Here is a 15,321-nt window from a genome sequence, read left to right as displayed (position 1 = left end):
AAGTGGCAGCATCTACTGTTACCACTTCAATCAGGGCGGGTTTTATAGGGATTTAACTATGCGTTTATCTTTGCCTTTGACTCGTTTGAGTTACACCATTGCCGCAACACTCGCAATCACCACACCTTTCACTTCTGTCGCTCAGGATGACATTACCCACGATACCATCACTCAGGGAACTATCTCTCAGGGAGCCACCTCACAGGATACCGTCTCTTCAAATAAGCACTTAGGCTTGTTTTCATCCAACTTTGGAGGGCTTCCGCACGTTAAGTTTTATCAACATGATGACCAAGACTATATCTTGACAGCATGGGGACATGAAGCCATTACCATTGATGCAGAAGGGCACTTCCGCTCTCTGGAAACGGGGACGGGAACTCAAGGCAAATTTGGTTCTGACATAAACGGAAATTACGTCAACGCGACCATCACTTATTGGGGGGTCGACCATACCTTTGCCAGAGCGGAAGATGCCAGCGGCGACGAGTTGGTTCACAAGATCTACCAATCGAGCTGGTTCAACAGCATGGAAACGCAATCTGAATGCCACGAAGATTGGTTGGCCAAAAGTGAAGACGTCGAATACGATAAAGAAAAGCTCAATCAACTGCTTAATAAATTCAAGAACAATGACAACTTCTATCAGAAAACAAGCAGCTTTTTGGTGATGAAAGATGGGCAGTTAATTATTGAAGAATACATGAATGGCTGGAAGCAATCTTATCCGCACTCGATTCAGTCTGTCACCAAAAGCCTTACGTCACTCATGACTGGGGTCGCCATCTATGAGAACAAACTTTCAGGTATTCGGCAGCCACTCGGCGAGCTGCTACCTAACCACTCTCAGTATCTGCAAGGTGAAAAGAGCAAAATTACCTTAGAGCACTTACTCATGATGGGTGCTGGTTTAGACTGGGATGAATGGACAGTGCCTTATTCCAGCCCTGAAAATATCCGCTATCAAGAAATGCAAAGCCACACTCCTGTTAAATTCACTTTAGATCGCCCACTAACATCCGAACCCGGTACCCAATTCAACTACAATGGCGGTATTGTTACCGTAGCTGGGGAAATCCTTGCCAACAGCTATAAAAAAGAGCGATTCGCAGGTGCTGTAGTCGATTCTGGTCTATCCAAGCTCTGTTTTAAAAATGCCTATATATCGGCGCAAATGGGCGACGTAAGTAATACCGCTGGTGGTGGAATGTTACGTCCAAGAGACATGCTCAAACTGGGTATGCTGGTGAATAACGACGGAAATTGGCAAGGTGAACCCATTCTTGCAAAAGAGTGGATTAAAGATTCGACCCGTGGCTATTTGTATACCAGCCCCGGAGCCAGTACATATGGCTATTACTGGTGGCTTGATGATCACTTTGTTGATGGTCGAGTCTATAAAACCATTTACGGTTTAGGCTATGGCGGGCAAATGATCTCTATTGTGAAAGATTTGGATTTGGTTGTGGTGAAAACCGCAACAAACTACGCCAATCGAAATGACGCAATGCACCTAATGAAAAACGATATTATCCCAATATTCAATTAATGGGATGGTGGAAACATAGATTAGCCGCCATACCTTAGTCGCCTCAAAATTTCGCTTTATCAATACCTTAAATACAGAAAATTCATTAGGAGCTTAGCTTACCGCTAAGCTCCTTTTGTATTTCCTACGGCAATACTCTCGCCGTAGGAAATGGTTACAGGCAAACCGAGACGATATCTTTCGCCAGTTGCTGGGCTTGTTGCTTATTCAGTTTTACCGTTGTAATTCGTAACCCTTTCGATTGGCTATCGATATCATACAAACTTCCTGGTCTGACTAACCAACCCAATTTAGACAATTCATAGGCACAAGCCTGACTATCACCTTTCACTGGCACCCAAACATTCACTCCTTCAATATCCTCTCGAATGGATAATCCATGTTTCGCCAACGCTTGGATCAACCATAATCGGCTCTGACGACACTTCTCGCTCGTATCAACAAGTTGCTTTTGAACCGACTCAGACTGTAATGCGGTGAGAACCATAGATTGTAAAATGCGACTTACCCATGTCATACCCGGAATCAAACGACTTTGTAGCCGCTTTGTCGTCACCAAATCTGCGGCAACAAATGCCAGTCGAATATCTGGACCTAACCCTTTGGAAACTGAGCGGTACACAGCCCAATACTGTGCATTATCTGGGATCAGGTTCTGGTATTCGCTGGTAGAAAGTAGCGCATAGTGATCATCCACCAACACAAGCACATTGGGGTAACGAGTAAGCACATCACGAATTTCTTGGGCGCGTTTTTCGCTGTAGCAACACCCCGTCGGGTTTTGCGCTCTAGGCGTAAAGAGCACCGCTCGCGCTCCTTTTTTTAGCTGGGCTTCGAGTTCATCCGGCAGCATACCATCGCCGTCCATATTGGCTCCGACGGCAACCATACTCGCAAGTTGAATAGCATTAGCTGACCCGAGATAACACGGGTCTTCTACGGCAATTTTGTCACCGAGTAGCAAATGGGTAGCCAACAAACGCTCTAATGAGTCGACGGCTCCACCTGTTATCGAGAACCCCATTTCTTCAGGGCAATCCGCTTTAAAACACCCTCTGCCATATTCTTCCATTTCCGGCAAAATAGGGGATTCACCATAAACAAACTGCTTAAAATTACTTTGTTGGGCAACTTGGTTTAGATCGGGGAGCCACTCTCGTTTTAAGTTTCCATCCGCCAGATCCACCAATTGAGTTTCGGTTACCCCGTCATGCTGACCGGCTGCTTGCCGAGCTTTTACCCTAGTTCCCAACCGGCCTTTGGTTTCCGCCAAGCCCGCTTTCACCAAGCGTTGATAAACACCAGCAACCGTATTTCTATTCACGCCCACTTCTTGAGCCAGTTCCCTAACTGGGGGCAAAGCACAGCCCTCTTCAAGCTCTCCAGAAGCAATGAGCGATCGAACCGACTCAAAAATTTCTTGGCCAGTTTGTCCTTTTATCTTGATTTTCATCTTTGTCCTATGACAATATACTTATTGAACTATGACAATAAATGTTTCGCACTAGGACAATGATACCACTCTGATCTTTCCTTTGCAGGATGCTGTGTATCCCTTTATGCATGAGTTCAAACATTTAAATTCCTCTCTACCACTAACGCTTAAAGGAATACGCGATATGTTTACTGGATTAAGTGGCTTCCCTATCACTCCTTTTACTGACGACCAAATAGATCACTCAGCCTACGCTAACCTTATTAATCGCTTGGCCGACGCTCAAATTGATTCTATCTGTGCGCTCGGTTCGACTGGTTTATACCCTTATTTGAATACTAAGGAGAAAGAACAGGCAATCCAAATAGCTGTAGAACACGCTGGTCATATACCCGTACTTGCAGGCATTGGCTCATTGAGGCTAAGGGATGTACTCGCCAATGCCGAGCAAGCCGAAAATTTGGGTGTGAAAGGGCTTCTACTTGCTCCCCTTTCTTATCAGCGATTAACCCAAGAAGAAGTGTATGAATTGTACCGACAGGTTGCAGAACAAGTGTCTGTACCGATTTGCGTTTACGATAATCCACCCGCAACCCACTTCACTTTCACTGACGAACTTCACACTGAAATCGCAAAGTTGAAAATGATCAAATCGATCAAGTTCCCGGGTATGCCATTTGAAAAAAATGGAGAACAACGAATCCAGCAGCTCAAAGCTATTCTGCCTTCCGATGTAACTATTGGTGTGAGCGGTGATGTTTTTGCCCCTTCAGGTATCCAATCGGGCTGCGATATCTGGTATTCCGTGCTGGCGGGGCTTTTCCCTCGTACTGCCCAGCATATCTTCTATCGAGCTCAACAATGTAATTCCAAGCAAGCCACAGAGCTTTCACAGAAATTTGATCCTTTGTGGGATCTATTCTCTGAAAATCTGGGCGGAATGCGAGTGATGGCATCTGCCGCAGAAATATTAGGGTATGCCGAAACGCCGTGTTTGCCCGCACCACTCACTGGGCTTAACACCGAGTCGCAGGCAATCCTTCACAAGCTTATTTCAGAGTTAGAACTGATATAAAACTCAAGAAAAAAGAAAAAAATGAAGAGTAGGAGCAAAAGTATGGACGGTATAAGCAAAAAACACCCTGAGCTTAATAACACTTCTGCTCTGCTTACTCTTTTCGCCATTCTTGCCAGTTTTGCGCGAACAGCGACAGGTGCCGCGACCGTCGGCATTTTGATTTTGGCTGCCGAAAATGGGATTAACGGTCAACAGATAGGCATATTTGCCGCGTGCCTTACGGCTCCGCATTTACTGGGTCCCATCTGGGGACGCTTCTTGGATACAGTGACCGATTCACGCAAGTTAATCGCTTTTGCCGCTTGCTGCTACAGTGCGTTTTTACTGTTGGCAGCCCTACTTTTCCCTACACTTCCGTACCCTATATTGGCTGTAATTTTAGCTGTTTGCGGTGGTTCCGCTCCTTTTTTGATGGGCGGTATTAGCGGACAACTTAATCACCTGTTTAAAGCCAACCAGCAGTTAAGAAGAAAAGCGCAAGGGTGGGATGTCGCTTGTTATGCCATAGGCACAACCATTGGTCCCATACTGGTGGCTCTACTTACCAAAAACTTCAATGCTCAGGTAGCCGTGGCGACCATCGCAATACTGCCGTTGATCACCGCCCTTTTGGTGATGAGGCTTCCTAAACATGAAAAACAAGCCAACGACAGGCAAACAGTGCCAACCGTTGCCGTTGTCGCAAAGCAAATCCTTCAAAACGGTGCGTTGAGCCGAACCCTCTACCTAACCATGGCCACTTCTTTTTCTTTGGCGGCGTTACCCATTTGCGCCATCTTTTTGGTGTCTGGCTGGCAGCAAGACCCAGCCAGTACCGCGACTCTTGTGAGTGGTTATGGAATCGGTAACTTGCTAGGTTCCCTGTTTTTAATCCGACGACCAAATCAGAAGGAAGCCGATCCTAGCATGACAACCTCTGCCCTCGGTGTTGCTGGAGGGATCTTGCTTATCGTGACTGCCTCGTCCTATTCATTAGGGCTCGGGGCTTTTCTGATTTGTGGCATTGCCAACGCCTTTTTCTTTGCTGCAACTTTGGCAGCAAGGACGGAATATGCCCCTCCACAAAGTGCTTCTCAGGTCTTTATGTGGATTGCCGCAATGAAAATTGGGGCTGTCTCTATTGGTAGCTATCTCGCTGGAGTGTTGGCAGAGCGCTCTCCCCAAACAACGTTATGGGCTAGTTTACTCATCGTGTTGGGGGTCGCTGCTATTAGCCAGCTTCACCGATATTATGGCAAGCACTAGGGTCTGTTGAGTAAGCGACCTTGCAGTAATTGAAACAGCTTACCTACAGCGACAATGATCAACGCCCCACTCAGAACAGGGAAGATCAAAAACCACCAGCTTTGCCCAGATAACATAATAAGTATTGGGTTCGCACCAGCAGGCGGGTGAGTCGTTTTCGTTAGTAACATCATAGACACGCCTAACCCCGTCGCTATCGCTAACGTTAATGGCGTTACCCCAATCCATTGCGTAAAAATCACCCCGATTAAGGCGGTAATCAAATGCCCCAGTACAACATTTTTAGGTTGGGCTAACGGGCTATTGGGTAAGCCAAAAACGAGGACCGTTGTCGCCCCGAAAGGCGCCATTACCAACGCAACTTCGGTTATTGATGCTTCCATGTGCGTTAAAACACCAATAGCGAATGCTGCCCCCACCCCCGCTATACAAGAAATTAAAGAATTGTTCATATCATCTCACTAAAAACAAAAAAGTAGACCGACTTGTCTACAAAATAAAATAGACAACTCTGTCTACTTTTGTCAAACTCTTTTTGTCTTCTCTTTGAAACCACGTAGGCGAGTTATGAGTAAAAAACGTCAACTGCTGATCGATACCGCGCTCGATCTTTTCTACCATCAAGGCATTCATGAGATTGGTATTAATGAAGTTTTAAAAGTGTCTGGTGTCGCCAAAAGAACGCTTTACAGCCATTTTGAAAGCAAAGACGCATTGATTCTTGCTGCGTTAGAGCAAAGGCATTCACGCTTTATGCAGTGGTTAGAGGTGGTATTACAAAAGGCAGAGTCCGACCAAGAATTGATTGATGATTTATTTGATGGGTTAGCGCAATGGTTTGACGGAAATGCAAAAGGTTTAGGTAAGTTTAGAGGCTGTTTTTTTATCAATACCTCAGCAGAATTCAGTAACATTGAGAGCGATATTCTGCAGTATTGCACCTTCCATAAAAGGGAAGTAAAACAACTCATAGAAAGTAAACTCAGCAATGAAAATCCCCACCTCCTTGCTGCGATCTGCATTATGAAGGAAGGTGCTATCACTACCGCTTACATGACTCACCAAGGCACCGAAGTGTGCGCGAAAAGCAAAGCTGTTTTAAAAGTACTTTGTTCTTAATAACACAATATATTTTAGTTTCTCTATGGCTTCTGATGAAAAGAAGAAAAGCAGCCAACAACGGACTGCCCTTGATTCTATTAATTTGTATACGTGCTTGTAGCAAAAGACAGGAACGATTGTGCGGTTTCTGAAGGGGTTTCTACCATAGGCAAATGGCCAACGTCAGAGGCGATATCCAGTTGGGCATGCGGGATAACTTGCTTCAAAACCGACGCACCCGAAACGTGCAGCACTCTGTCTTTCTCGCCCCATGTGATCAGTATTGAACCACCGTAATTTTCTAAAACACTATCCAACGGTAAATCAGGGCGGGGCTCGCCATCATTCATTCGATGTATTTGCTCGAAGATTTTGGTGTTTATCTCGACTCTTTCTTTCGCTTTACCTGCCAAATGGTGCACGATGGGTGAAGGGATAAATGGCGGTTCAACAAACAGAAAATCGAGCAGTTCCATAAACTCGGCTTCTGTTCGGGGTAAAACCATTGGGTTAAGCCCTTTCTTGGTAGCAACAAACATCTCGCTAACCTCCGAATCTTCTACACCAAAGGGGCTAATAAGCCATAAATGTTCCACAGTATTGGGGTATTGAGCCGCAAAGTTCCCTGCTATGTATCCACCCATTGAGCTGCCCGCTAGATTAAACTCTGTGAGATTCAAAGCCTCTGTTATTCGCTTCACCCTCTTAACTTGCGAGAGCACATCATAATCCAATGCGATATTCTGCGTGCTGTTCCCAAAGCCTGGTAAATCAATCGCGATAACATCAAAGTCACTCACGAGATCGCCGGATATTCGAACCCAATTGTCCTTGTCTGCGCCAAAGCCATGAAGCAGCACGAGAGGAGGACCGCTTCCCCCACGAAGGTACTCGATATCGAGTTCACCAACTTGGATTTTCTTAAGCTCTAGACCTGCCATGCTTCGTTCTGCACTAGCCACATATCGAAAGAGTGTCGGAATCGGCGTAACCGTATAGGCAATGATGGCGATTAACACGAACCCCGAAAACGAAAGTAGAAGGATTTTTTTCATGCCGTGGTTCCTTTTTCACGTCAGACGCTTACATTACTGCTAATCCAATGTGTAGAACAACCAATCCAATACCAAATGGGGTTTAGCTCAACTTGTTAGCCGTATTCTTCAACATTCAGCGCTTTGATTACTTTTGCAGGCGTCCCACCTACAAGTGTATCCGGTGCAACATCTTTGGTCACAACTGAACCTGCTGCAACCACTGAGCGCGCTCCAATAGTCACGCCTTGGCAAATCACAACATTCCCTCCGATCCATACATCATCTTCAACTACGATAGGCAAACAGATAATCTCCCATTTTCTGCGTTTTTGGTATTCAAGGGAGTGAGTTGGAGTATAAAACTGCGTGTTGGGACCGACTAAAACATGATTACCAATAGTTATTGGTGCGTTGTCCAACATTGTCACGCCCATGTTTAAAAACGAATCGTGACCAATGGATATTGTTTTTCCGTACTCACAATGAAAAGGAGGGCAAATAATACTGTTTTCCCCTACGTTATTTAGAAGTTCAGCGACATAAGGTTTACCTGCTTCGAACTGCGTGCGGTTAATTTTTTGAAGTAATTCGAACGCGTTATTTCTCAGCTCATCAAACTCTGGGCTAAAAGCGTCGTAATCGACACCCGCACACATCTTTTCAAATTCAGTCATAACGATCACCATCATTGTCAGTAATAGGGCATTATAGGAAATTAAATGCTTAAAGATATCAACTACATCAATTAACTGTGGATTATTATTACCCGACAAACTCACCGGTTGGCTAACTTCAAACGATTCCAGTTCCGGCACGAACATATCCTGTCTCCAGTTCTCGAGAGGTTATTGCGCAATCGCAAAACACAAAGGGCGATGCTACCGATGGACTCAGAGAAGCGAACCTACTTCCTAATAATTCACTTCGCCAGTTTCTTGTTAATTTTATAGAAACGCGAAGCAACTCCAAACATTAACAAAGCTTAACTAATCTCCACTAGCAATCTTTTTCTTAGATGTAAGACACTGACTTTACTCAATAAGAAACACAACCGGTGTCTTTATGGCTACGTCATCTTTACGTCCGTTACCTTTGCTGACTCCACTTCGAGGTTTTGCTGCCTTGTTTGTGGTGCTCTATCACGCGCGGCTTGTTTTATTCCCACAATGGAAATCCCCTATAAAGGATTACACCTACTTCCTTGAAAGAGGCTATATCTGGGTCGATCTGTTTTTCATCCTAAGTGGATTCGTGATGATTCATGTCTACCGGAATACGTTTAAGAATGGCGTGACTCTTACCAACTGGCGTCAGTTTATGTGGCTCCGTTTCAGCCGTATTTATCCGTTGTTCCTTATTACTTTATTAACGCTCATTGCATGGGAAAGCTTTAAAGCCAGTGAAGGCATTCTCTTTTATGCCGGTCCGTTGGCAGAAAGCTGGGGGCTCGCTGGACAAGCACCATTTGAAGGGCCTTATAATCGTGGCGATGCTATTCTTTCAAACCTACTTATGCTGCAAAGTATGGAAACGTCTGGCGGGCTTAGTTGGAACATATCGTCGTGGTCACTCAGTATCGAGTGGTTAGTGTATTTATGCTTCCCAGCCATGGCAGCTTCGTTACTTAAACCATTTGGCAGAAGCTATGCGATTCCCGTTCTCGCTTTACTTATGGTTTACGCTTTGGTGGCACAATCAAACAGTTTGGATCACACCAAGTCTGCTGAAGCGCTAATTCGAGGAGCTAGTGGGTTTATGTTGGGCGCTTGGATGTGCAGCAACATCAATAAGAGCTGGATGGCAAGGTGTCAGGGCGGATTCTGGGTTTGGGCAATGATTGCAGGAGTGGTGTTTTCTATGCACTTTCGTTCCAGCCAGCTTTCCCTTATGTCGACTTACGTCTTTATGACGTTATTGGTGGGTATTTCCGCTGTTCAAATGCAACCCAAGCAAATGTTTATTCGAATATTGGACAACCGATTCACCCAATTCCTTGGCGATATTTCTTACTCTGTTTATCTATGGCATGCCGCACTGCTGCTTGCGGGCACAGAGCTGATTCATTACATCGCTCCAGAAACGCTAGCATGGTGGTATGAGCAGACATCGTGGACAGCCGGACTAATCGGCATCACAGTATTCCTTGCGATAACCGTTGTTGTTTCTACGTTGAGTTACCACGGTATCGAGCGCCCAGCGCAGCGTTGGTTACGAGGAATAAGTAAAGAAAAGCGTTCGACATTGACGAAAGCCTCAGCGGACAATTAAAGCATGTCACACATAAGAATTGAGGCAGCGATTTCGCTGCCTCTTTGATTTACTTACTTTATTTAGCCGCTTCGGTCAGGGCTTGTTGAAACATTAAACTGGTGGTACAAAACTCATCGCTATGACTGTGACCAGGAAGCATAGCCAAGGTTCTCATGACGTGCTGATTGGTTGCACTAAGCGCCAGACCAGAATTGCTGTTTTCAATAAAGGCTGGTACACCTCGATATACCGTCGCTTCCACTCCTATTTCATGAATATTTTTCGGGTTCACTTTGTACGGATTGCTATCCAATATGGTGAAATCTGCGTATTTTCCCGGTTCAATTGTTCCAATTTGGTTCTCCAATCTAGCGGTATAGGCGGCATCAATCGTTATCGCCCGCATAGCTTCATCGACAGTGATTTTTTCCTGTGGTCCCATCACTGTAGAACCAGACAAACCAATGCGATTTACGGCAGCCCAAACTAAATACAGAGGCTGAGCAGGTGCCATCGGAGCATCAGAATGTAAAGAAAGTACGCCTCCAGCATCAATAAATGAACGCCCTCGTGACATCACTTCCGCCCTTTCCTGACCAACACCAAACTCACTATGTAGCTCGGCCAAAACATGCGTATAGAAAGGGTTTACGCTGAAATTCGCCCCCGATTCAACCGCTCTAGGAATGTCGTTTTTGTCAGTGATACCCAAATGATGAAAGCTTGTGCGGTGATCTTCACGTTGATGTTCCGAATTGAGCTTCTCGACCACTTCGATAGCACTTTCAAAGCCCAAGTCCCCATTGGCATGAATCACCACCGTATAATCATCTTCCCAGCAGGGGCGCATGCTGTCTTCCAGTTCCTCGGGAGTTTGTAACCACTCAGCCAAAGATGGATATGTGGTTCCACAAAACCTGGGGTGATGACTTTGTCGGCAAAATCATCATTGATGGAAAAACCTGGATGCGCTTGGTATTTGTTCACCAAGTTTTTCTTCAGCCCCACATCGAGTATCTTGCCATCTTGTACCGCAACGGCATTACTGCCTTTTGGTGTATTGTCTGCCAACGTGATCAGATCATTCGACACGTACACCGTTATCGCGCCACTCGCTGTCAGGCCATTGTTTACGTTCGTTATATCTTGCTCTTTATAGGTACAGCCTAGTACGGTTATTAAGCTGATGGTGATTGCAGAATATTTGATTGTTTTGTTCATTTGGACACCTGCTTATCAGAAACTTAATATGCCTTAAAACACATAATGAGAACTGTGTCCCGTATTAAGCAATCCAGAGCACTATAGGAATAAAGTGCCAATGAAATCCCGTTCGAAGTAATGCATTATGAGGGGGGTTATCCAACATATTAGGGTTATTATGTTTTCCTATGAACACCTAGCTGCATTTTGCGCCGCAGCAGAAGAAGGCAGTTACAGCCAAGCTGCTCGTAAACTCAAGAAAGACAGAACAACGGTGCGTGAGCAAATCAAAGCACTGGAGGATGGCTATGCAGTTACGCTGTTCAATATTGAGGGAAAAAAGGCGGTGATGACGGCACAAGCCGAAGCATTCTATAAACAAGCCAAATTGGTATTACGCAGCAGCGAAGCGCTAGAATCCCATATGATAAATAGCTACCAGAATCGGTTTACACATTTTGATATTTATCACGACGCGCTGGTTCCAACGACCATGATTGCCCACGTGGAAACCAAATTTACACAGCAATTTCCGCACATTAAGCTGAATTGGCTTCATCGGAACAGAGAAGAAATCCTCAATAAAGTATCCATGGGGACGCACCAACTGGCCTTAATGCAATATCGCTTAACCAGTGATATTAAAGTGCCCTATCGCTTTTTAAATCTGGGGGCTGAAAGCTTCGTCGTCTGTTGTAACCCTAAGCACCCACTTGCCAAAGCCAAAGTCGCTTCCCTTGATGAACTGAAGCTCGAAAAACAATACATTACTGAAAACCTTTATGATGCGCTGCCCGATATGTTTGGTGTATCGCCAGACCTTCGATTTGTTAGCAATAATGATGTGTTAATCGAGCTGCTAAAAATTGATGGCTGGTCAATTCTGAGTAAAGCGCAAGCTCATCCGTACTTAGAAAAAAATGTACTCAAGGAAGTTCGGATTGAACAAGCTATCTCGCCACCAAAATCCGGTGTCGCTTTCTATTACCCTATCGCTCTAGAAAAAGAAAAAGAGCTTCTTCACATAAAGGAAGTGATATCGCAATACGCAAGACAGCACTTTATCTAAGGCTACTTGCCCGTTTGAGTGACTGAAAAACAGGTGAAAGAGTGAGGGCTGTCGCGAAAGCTAACAAAGAATGTCTCATATTAACCCCTAACTAATGGCACTTTTTCTGATGATTTAGGACGTCTAAACCTTGTGAAAAAGTCGACGAAATCGAATACTCATCAACTTAGCAGGGCTTACTGATGCATTAAATTACATTTCGTTAGGTTAAACCCATCATTAGTGCGTAAGATTGCCGCCTGAATGTTAGGTTTTCCCCCTCATAACCGTTTATGCAACAAATTGATTTTCCGATACCTTTTTCGCTAAGGACGTCTCTGGGTGATCACTCTGATTCTGCAAGGGGGCTGAACATGGCGAAATCCACACAAATCCTTATTCTGCTGATTACGATTTACTCCACCGTGGTGATTTACGGTTTTTATCTTGTGAAGAATCAGCAACCTAAAACCCTAAACGAAACCAACAGCGAAGTCGTAGCCGAACCGCCGACTCAAGCGGTGAGTCATATACGCCAGCGGCTAAACATTAAGACGATACCGCTTTTTTGAAGGCTCAATCGATGCCAATCGCGCGCAATAAAAAAGCAGCGTTTCCGCTGCTTTTAACCGATTGATATGTTGAAAAAGTGTGGGCGATCACCACATCAAATCATCCGGTACAACAAAATCAGCGTACGGATCGTCTTCTGCCGGAATCTCTTCTTCCGTCGACTTATTCTCAATGATGGACTCCTCATCACGCATTGCGATCTTAGTCGCTACTACGCCAGGAATCACTGCATACCCATCTTCATAACGTGCCACGGCTAAAATGCCTTTTAGCAATTGGTCACGTACAAGTGACTCAACGTACAAAGATTTAATCAGCTTACCGTCTGTAAAGTTATATTTAATGTCGCCATCTTTCAGATCAAGCTTATTCATTTCGATCAACTGCTTAACCTGAGCGCGGATCTCTTTTGATAACTTAAGTTCTTTTTGCTGCTGACTGAGTTCTTTATCTTTCGCTTGCTGCGCCGCTTTTGTCGCTTCTGCCGCCGCTTTAGCTTCACGCGCTTGCACGCGCGATTTCTTCGAGTTCTTTTTCGCTTTCTTCAGCTTCTTTTCATTTACCAAGCCAGCTTTCAACATCTGCTCTTGAAGCGTTAATTTAGCCATTTCCAATCCAATCTAATTAAACTACTGCCAGTTTAACGAAGCCATCAGGGGATTTAAACCAAATGTGTTATGGTTTCACGCAAAAATAATCACGAAAAACCAACAGACCCTAATATCAGGCTATTATCAGGAATGAAATTATGGATATCCGTCGACGCAGATTGCTTCAAGCAGGGCTCGCAATCTCTTCTCTGTTTGCGCTTCCCGCTTGTACCGTGACCAAAGCGACTCATAGTAAAAAGAAAGGTTGGGTTTACGAGCTCACCGCAGAAGAAACCACGGCCGAATTAGTGGATGGATTCCAAACCGACGTATTGGGTTTCGATGGACGCATTCCTGCCCCTACCCTTCGCTGCCGCCAGAACGAACCCGTTACCATTATTTTCACGAACAAACTGAAAGAACCAACGACGATCCATTGGCATGGGCTGCGCATTCCTATCGAAATGGATGGTGTTCCCTTCCTAAGCCAGCCGCCTATTATGCCTGGTGAAACTTTTACCTATACCTTTACGCCACCAGACGCCGGTACATTTTGGTATCACCCCCACGTGAACAGTGTGGTTCAGCTTGGTAAAGGGTTGGTCGGTGCCTTAATTGTTGAAGAAGAAGAGCCCGTTGTTTTTGATGAAGAACATACGCTGATCCTCAAGCACTGGCACATAGACAAACAAGGTCAATGGAAAAAGCTGATGATCCCGCGCTACAGCGCCCGAATGGGCACCCCCGGAGAATGGGGCACCGTTAATGGTAAACATGAACCGATTTATCAGTTGAAAGAAAACGCGACTACTCGCCTGCGCATTGCGAACGTAGATAACACGCTCACCTACCCTATTGTGGTTGAAGGAGCTGACGCTTGGGTGATCGCGATTGATGGCAACCCCATCAAAACACCTTACAAACTTAAAGCACATAAAATTAGCCCCGGAATGCGAGTCGATTTAGCTGTGCATGCACCTAAACAAGGAGAGCGATTTTACGTTCGATTTTTGAAAGGAAAATTCCCATTTCCGCTGTGTGAATTCGAGTCCATTGCTTCTGATATTGCAGAAAGAAAACCGTTTCCTAAGCTGCCACTCAACCCCGTACCTGAGCTGGATTTAGCCAACGCGACGGAAATCGATTTTGTCTTCGAATGGGAAGGCGCTATCTCACCCACCAAGAAAAACGGCAAAGTCGACACCAAATTTTGGCTGATGAACAAACGAGCATGGGAAGGCATGAGCAAAGACTCCATTCCAGCGCCACTCGCGACATTAGAATTTGGAAAAACCTATATATTCAATTTAAGAAATGTCACCCAATACCATCATCCTATTCATTTACACGGGCATACCTTTACGGTGTTGGAATTGGACGGAAAAAAACTGGATGAACCCTTCCATACCGACACCGTGTTGCTTGGTAAGAACGGTAAAGCGCGCGCCGCCTTTGTTGCCGACAACCTAGGAAGGTGGATGTATCACTGCCACGTTATCGAGCACATGAAAACAGGGTTGATGGGGTACATAGAAGTGGTGTAGCTCTTACACTGGCTTACACCCCTATTTATTTTCAAGTGATAGCATCAGGCGCAAATTGAATAGGAAAATCATATGAAGAAGTTATTGATTGCGCTGGTAGCAACATTGATTGTTACGGGCTGTTCAAACCTAGGTGATCGTTACAAATACCGAAACGCCATTGTCGGTGAAACCACACCAGAACAACTGATTCAAGAATACGGTCAATCCACCACGTTAATCGACCAAGAAAATGGAAAAATTTCATACACTTATGAAATTGGTGAATATATGTACGCATTCACTTTTGTCGATAACGTTCTAATCTCAAAAGAGAAAGGCGAATACGTGAACAACGAATACATTTTCACTGAGTTGACCGATATCGAGTTCGGCGCGGACGGCAAATTCAATTAAGCACCCGCTTAAAGCCACCTGAGTAATCCGATCTCAGGTGGCACCAGAACTCGAGTGGCACCAAATCTGTCTCACCCTTTAGACGCCAATCTAGAATCCGAGTCATTCCACACCGTTACCGGAATCAACATCACACCTTAGTTATAAATGCATTAGCAATTTATAACTAACTCACCTCATTATAAAAACTGAGCAACTTGTATCAGTCGTCTTGCACTGCTCCTTTCATCACCTTATGTATGAAGACCATTTGCAAGTTGCCGGATCTTTCT

The 15,321-nt window shown here is 44.9% G+C and carries 16 protein-coding genes; 9 read left to right on the top strand and 7 right to left on the bottom strand.

Annotated elements, in window-relative coordinates:
- Positions 1–58 precede the first annotated feature (58 nt).
- The gene (locus Q8W40_RS06855) at positions 59–1,549 is read left to right on the top strand and encodes a serine hydrolase domain-containing protein (RefSeq protein ID WP_305396463.1); all 1,491 of its coding nucleotides are present in this window, start codon (positions 59–61) and stop codon (positions 1,547–1,549) included.
- Between the two features lie 154 nt (positions 1,550–1,703).
- On the opposite strand, the gene Q8W40_RS06850 is transcribed toward Q8W40_RS06855, so the two are convergent.
- Positions 1,704–3,002: an aminotransferase class I/II-fold pyridoxal phosphate-dependent enzyme gene (locus Q8W40_RS06850; protein WP_305396462.1), complete on the bottom strand. Its 1,299-nt coding sequence runs from the start codon at positions 3,000–3,002 to the stop codon at positions 1,704–1,706.
- Between the two features lie 166 nt (positions 3,003–3,168).
- Here Q8W40_RS06850 and Q8W40_RS06845 point away from each other — a divergent pair, with 166 nt between their 5' ends.
- Positions 3,169–4,059 (top strand): dihydrodipicolinate synthase family protein, encoded by an 891-nt coding sequence (locus Q8W40_RS06845; RefSeq protein ID WP_305396461.1) that lies wholly within the window; start codon positions 3,169–3,171, stop codon positions 4,057–4,059.
- Positions 4,060–4,101: 42 nt separating this feature from the next.
- Entirely contained in the window at positions 4,102–5,307 is a 1,206-nt protein-coding gene (locus Q8W40_RS06840; protein WP_305396460.1) for an MFS transporter, read from the top strand.
- Here Q8W40_RS06840 and Q8W40_RS06835 read toward each other — a convergent pair.
- Positions 5,304–5,759, bottom strand: coding sequence for an HPP family protein (locus Q8W40_RS06835; protein WP_126608588.1), 456 nt, complete (start codon positions 5,757–5,759; stop codon positions 5,304–5,306). The genes Q8W40_RS06840 and Q8W40_RS06835 overlap by 4 nt on opposite strands.
- A 115-nt stretch (positions 5,760–5,874) precedes the next feature.
- Here Q8W40_RS06835 and Q8W40_RS06830 point away from each other — a divergent pair, with 115 nt between their 5' ends.
- The gene (locus Q8W40_RS06830) at positions 5,875–6,426 is read left to right on the top strand and encodes a TetR/AcrR family transcriptional regulator (protein WP_305396459.1); all 552 of its coding nucleotides are present in this window, start codon (positions 5,875–5,877) and stop codon (positions 6,424–6,426) included.
- 80 nt (positions 6,427–6,506) lie between these two features.
- On the opposite strand, the gene Q8W40_RS06825 is transcribed toward Q8W40_RS06830, so the two are convergent.
- Together Q8W40_RS06825 and Q8W40_RS06820 are read right to left on the bottom strand one after the other, a co-directional pair.
- Positions 6,507–7,463 (bottom strand): alpha/beta fold hydrolase, encoded by a 957-nt coding sequence (locus tag Q8W40_RS06825; protein WP_305396458.1) that lies wholly within the window; start codon positions 7,461–7,463, stop codon positions 6,507–6,509.
- A 95-nt stretch (positions 7,464–7,558) separates the two neighbouring features.
- Positions 7,559–8,119, bottom strand: a complete 561-nt coding sequence (locus Q8W40_RS06820; RefSeq protein ID WP_305396680.1) for a sugar O-acetyltransferase — start codon at positions 8,117–8,119, stop codon at positions 7,559–7,561.
- 388 nt (positions 8,120–8,507) lie between these two features.
- On the opposite strand from Q8W40_RS06820, the gene Q8W40_RS06815 reads away from it, so the two are divergent.
- On the top strand, positions 8,508–9,713 hold the full coding sequence (locus Q8W40_RS06815; protein ID WP_305396457.1) for an acyltransferase family protein: 1,206 nt from the start codon (positions 8,508–8,510) through the stop codon (positions 9,711–9,713).
- 58 nt (positions 9,714–9,771) lie between these two features.
- Here Q8W40_RS06815 and Q8W40_RS06810 read toward each other — a convergent pair whose 3' ends face one another.
- Together Q8W40_RS06810 and Q8W40_RS06805 are read right to left on the bottom strand one after the other, a co-directional pair.
- A complete protein-coding gene (locus tag Q8W40_RS06810; protein ID WP_305396456.1) occupies positions 9,772–10,545 on the bottom strand; it encodes an amidohydrolase family protein in 774 nt (257 codons plus the stop codon).
- Positions 10,509–10,916, bottom strand: a complete 408-nt coding sequence (locus Q8W40_RS06805; RefSeq protein ID WP_305396455.1) for a hypothetical protein — start codon at positions 10,914–10,916, stop codon at positions 10,509–10,511. The genes Q8W40_RS06810 and Q8W40_RS06805 overlap by 37 nt, the downstream gene beginning before the upstream one ends.
- A 160-nt stretch (positions 10,917–11,076) precedes the next feature.
- On the opposite strand from Q8W40_RS06805, the gene Q8W40_RS06800 reads away from it, so the two are divergent.
- Both Q8W40_RS06800 and Q8W40_RS06795 read left to right on the top strand, forming a co-directional pair.
- Positions 11,077–11,967, top strand: a complete 891-nt coding sequence (locus tag Q8W40_RS06800; protein ID WP_305396454.1) for a LysR family transcriptional regulator — start codon at positions 11,077–11,079, stop codon at positions 11,965–11,967.
- Positions 11,968–12,320: 353 nt separating this feature from the next.
- Positions 12,321–12,518 (top strand): hypothetical protein, encoded by a 198-nt coding sequence (locus Q8W40_RS06795; protein WP_305396453.1) that lies wholly within the window; start codon positions 12,321–12,323, stop codon positions 12,516–12,518.
- Between the two features lie 87 nt (positions 12,519–12,605).
- On the opposite strand, the gene Q8W40_RS06790 is transcribed toward Q8W40_RS06795, so the two are convergent.
- Positions 12,606–13,127 carry a DUF2058 domain-containing protein gene (locus tag Q8W40_RS06790; RefSeq protein WP_126608572.1) on the bottom strand — a complete coding sequence of 174 codons (522 nt, stop codon included), beginning with the start codon at positions 13,125–13,127 and terminating at the stop codon, positions 12,606–12,608.
- A 140-nt stretch (positions 13,128–13,267) separates the two neighbouring features.
- Here Q8W40_RS06790 and Q8W40_RS06785 point away from each other — a divergent pair, with 140 nt between their 5' ends.
- Positions 13,268–14,653: a multicopper oxidase family protein gene (locus tag Q8W40_RS06785; RefSeq protein WP_305396452.1), complete on the top strand. Its 1,386-nt coding sequence runs from the start codon at positions 13,268–13,270 to the stop codon at positions 14,651–14,653.
- A gap of 72 nt (positions 14,654–14,725) precedes the next feature.
- Positions 14,726–15,049, top strand: coding sequence for a membrane lipoprotein lipid attachment site-containing protein (locus Q8W40_RS06780; protein ID WP_305396451.1), 324 nt, complete (start codon positions 14,726–14,728; stop codon positions 15,047–15,049).
- Positions 15,050–15,321 lie beyond the last annotated feature (272 nt).

This window comes from Vibrio penaeicida (genome assembly GCF_030689305.1).
GTDB classification, from domain to species: Bacteria; Pseudomonadota; Gammaproteobacteria; order Enterobacterales; family Vibrionaceae; genus Vibrio; species Vibrio penaeicida_B.
This window is presented reverse-complemented; position numbering and strand designations above follow the sequence as displayed.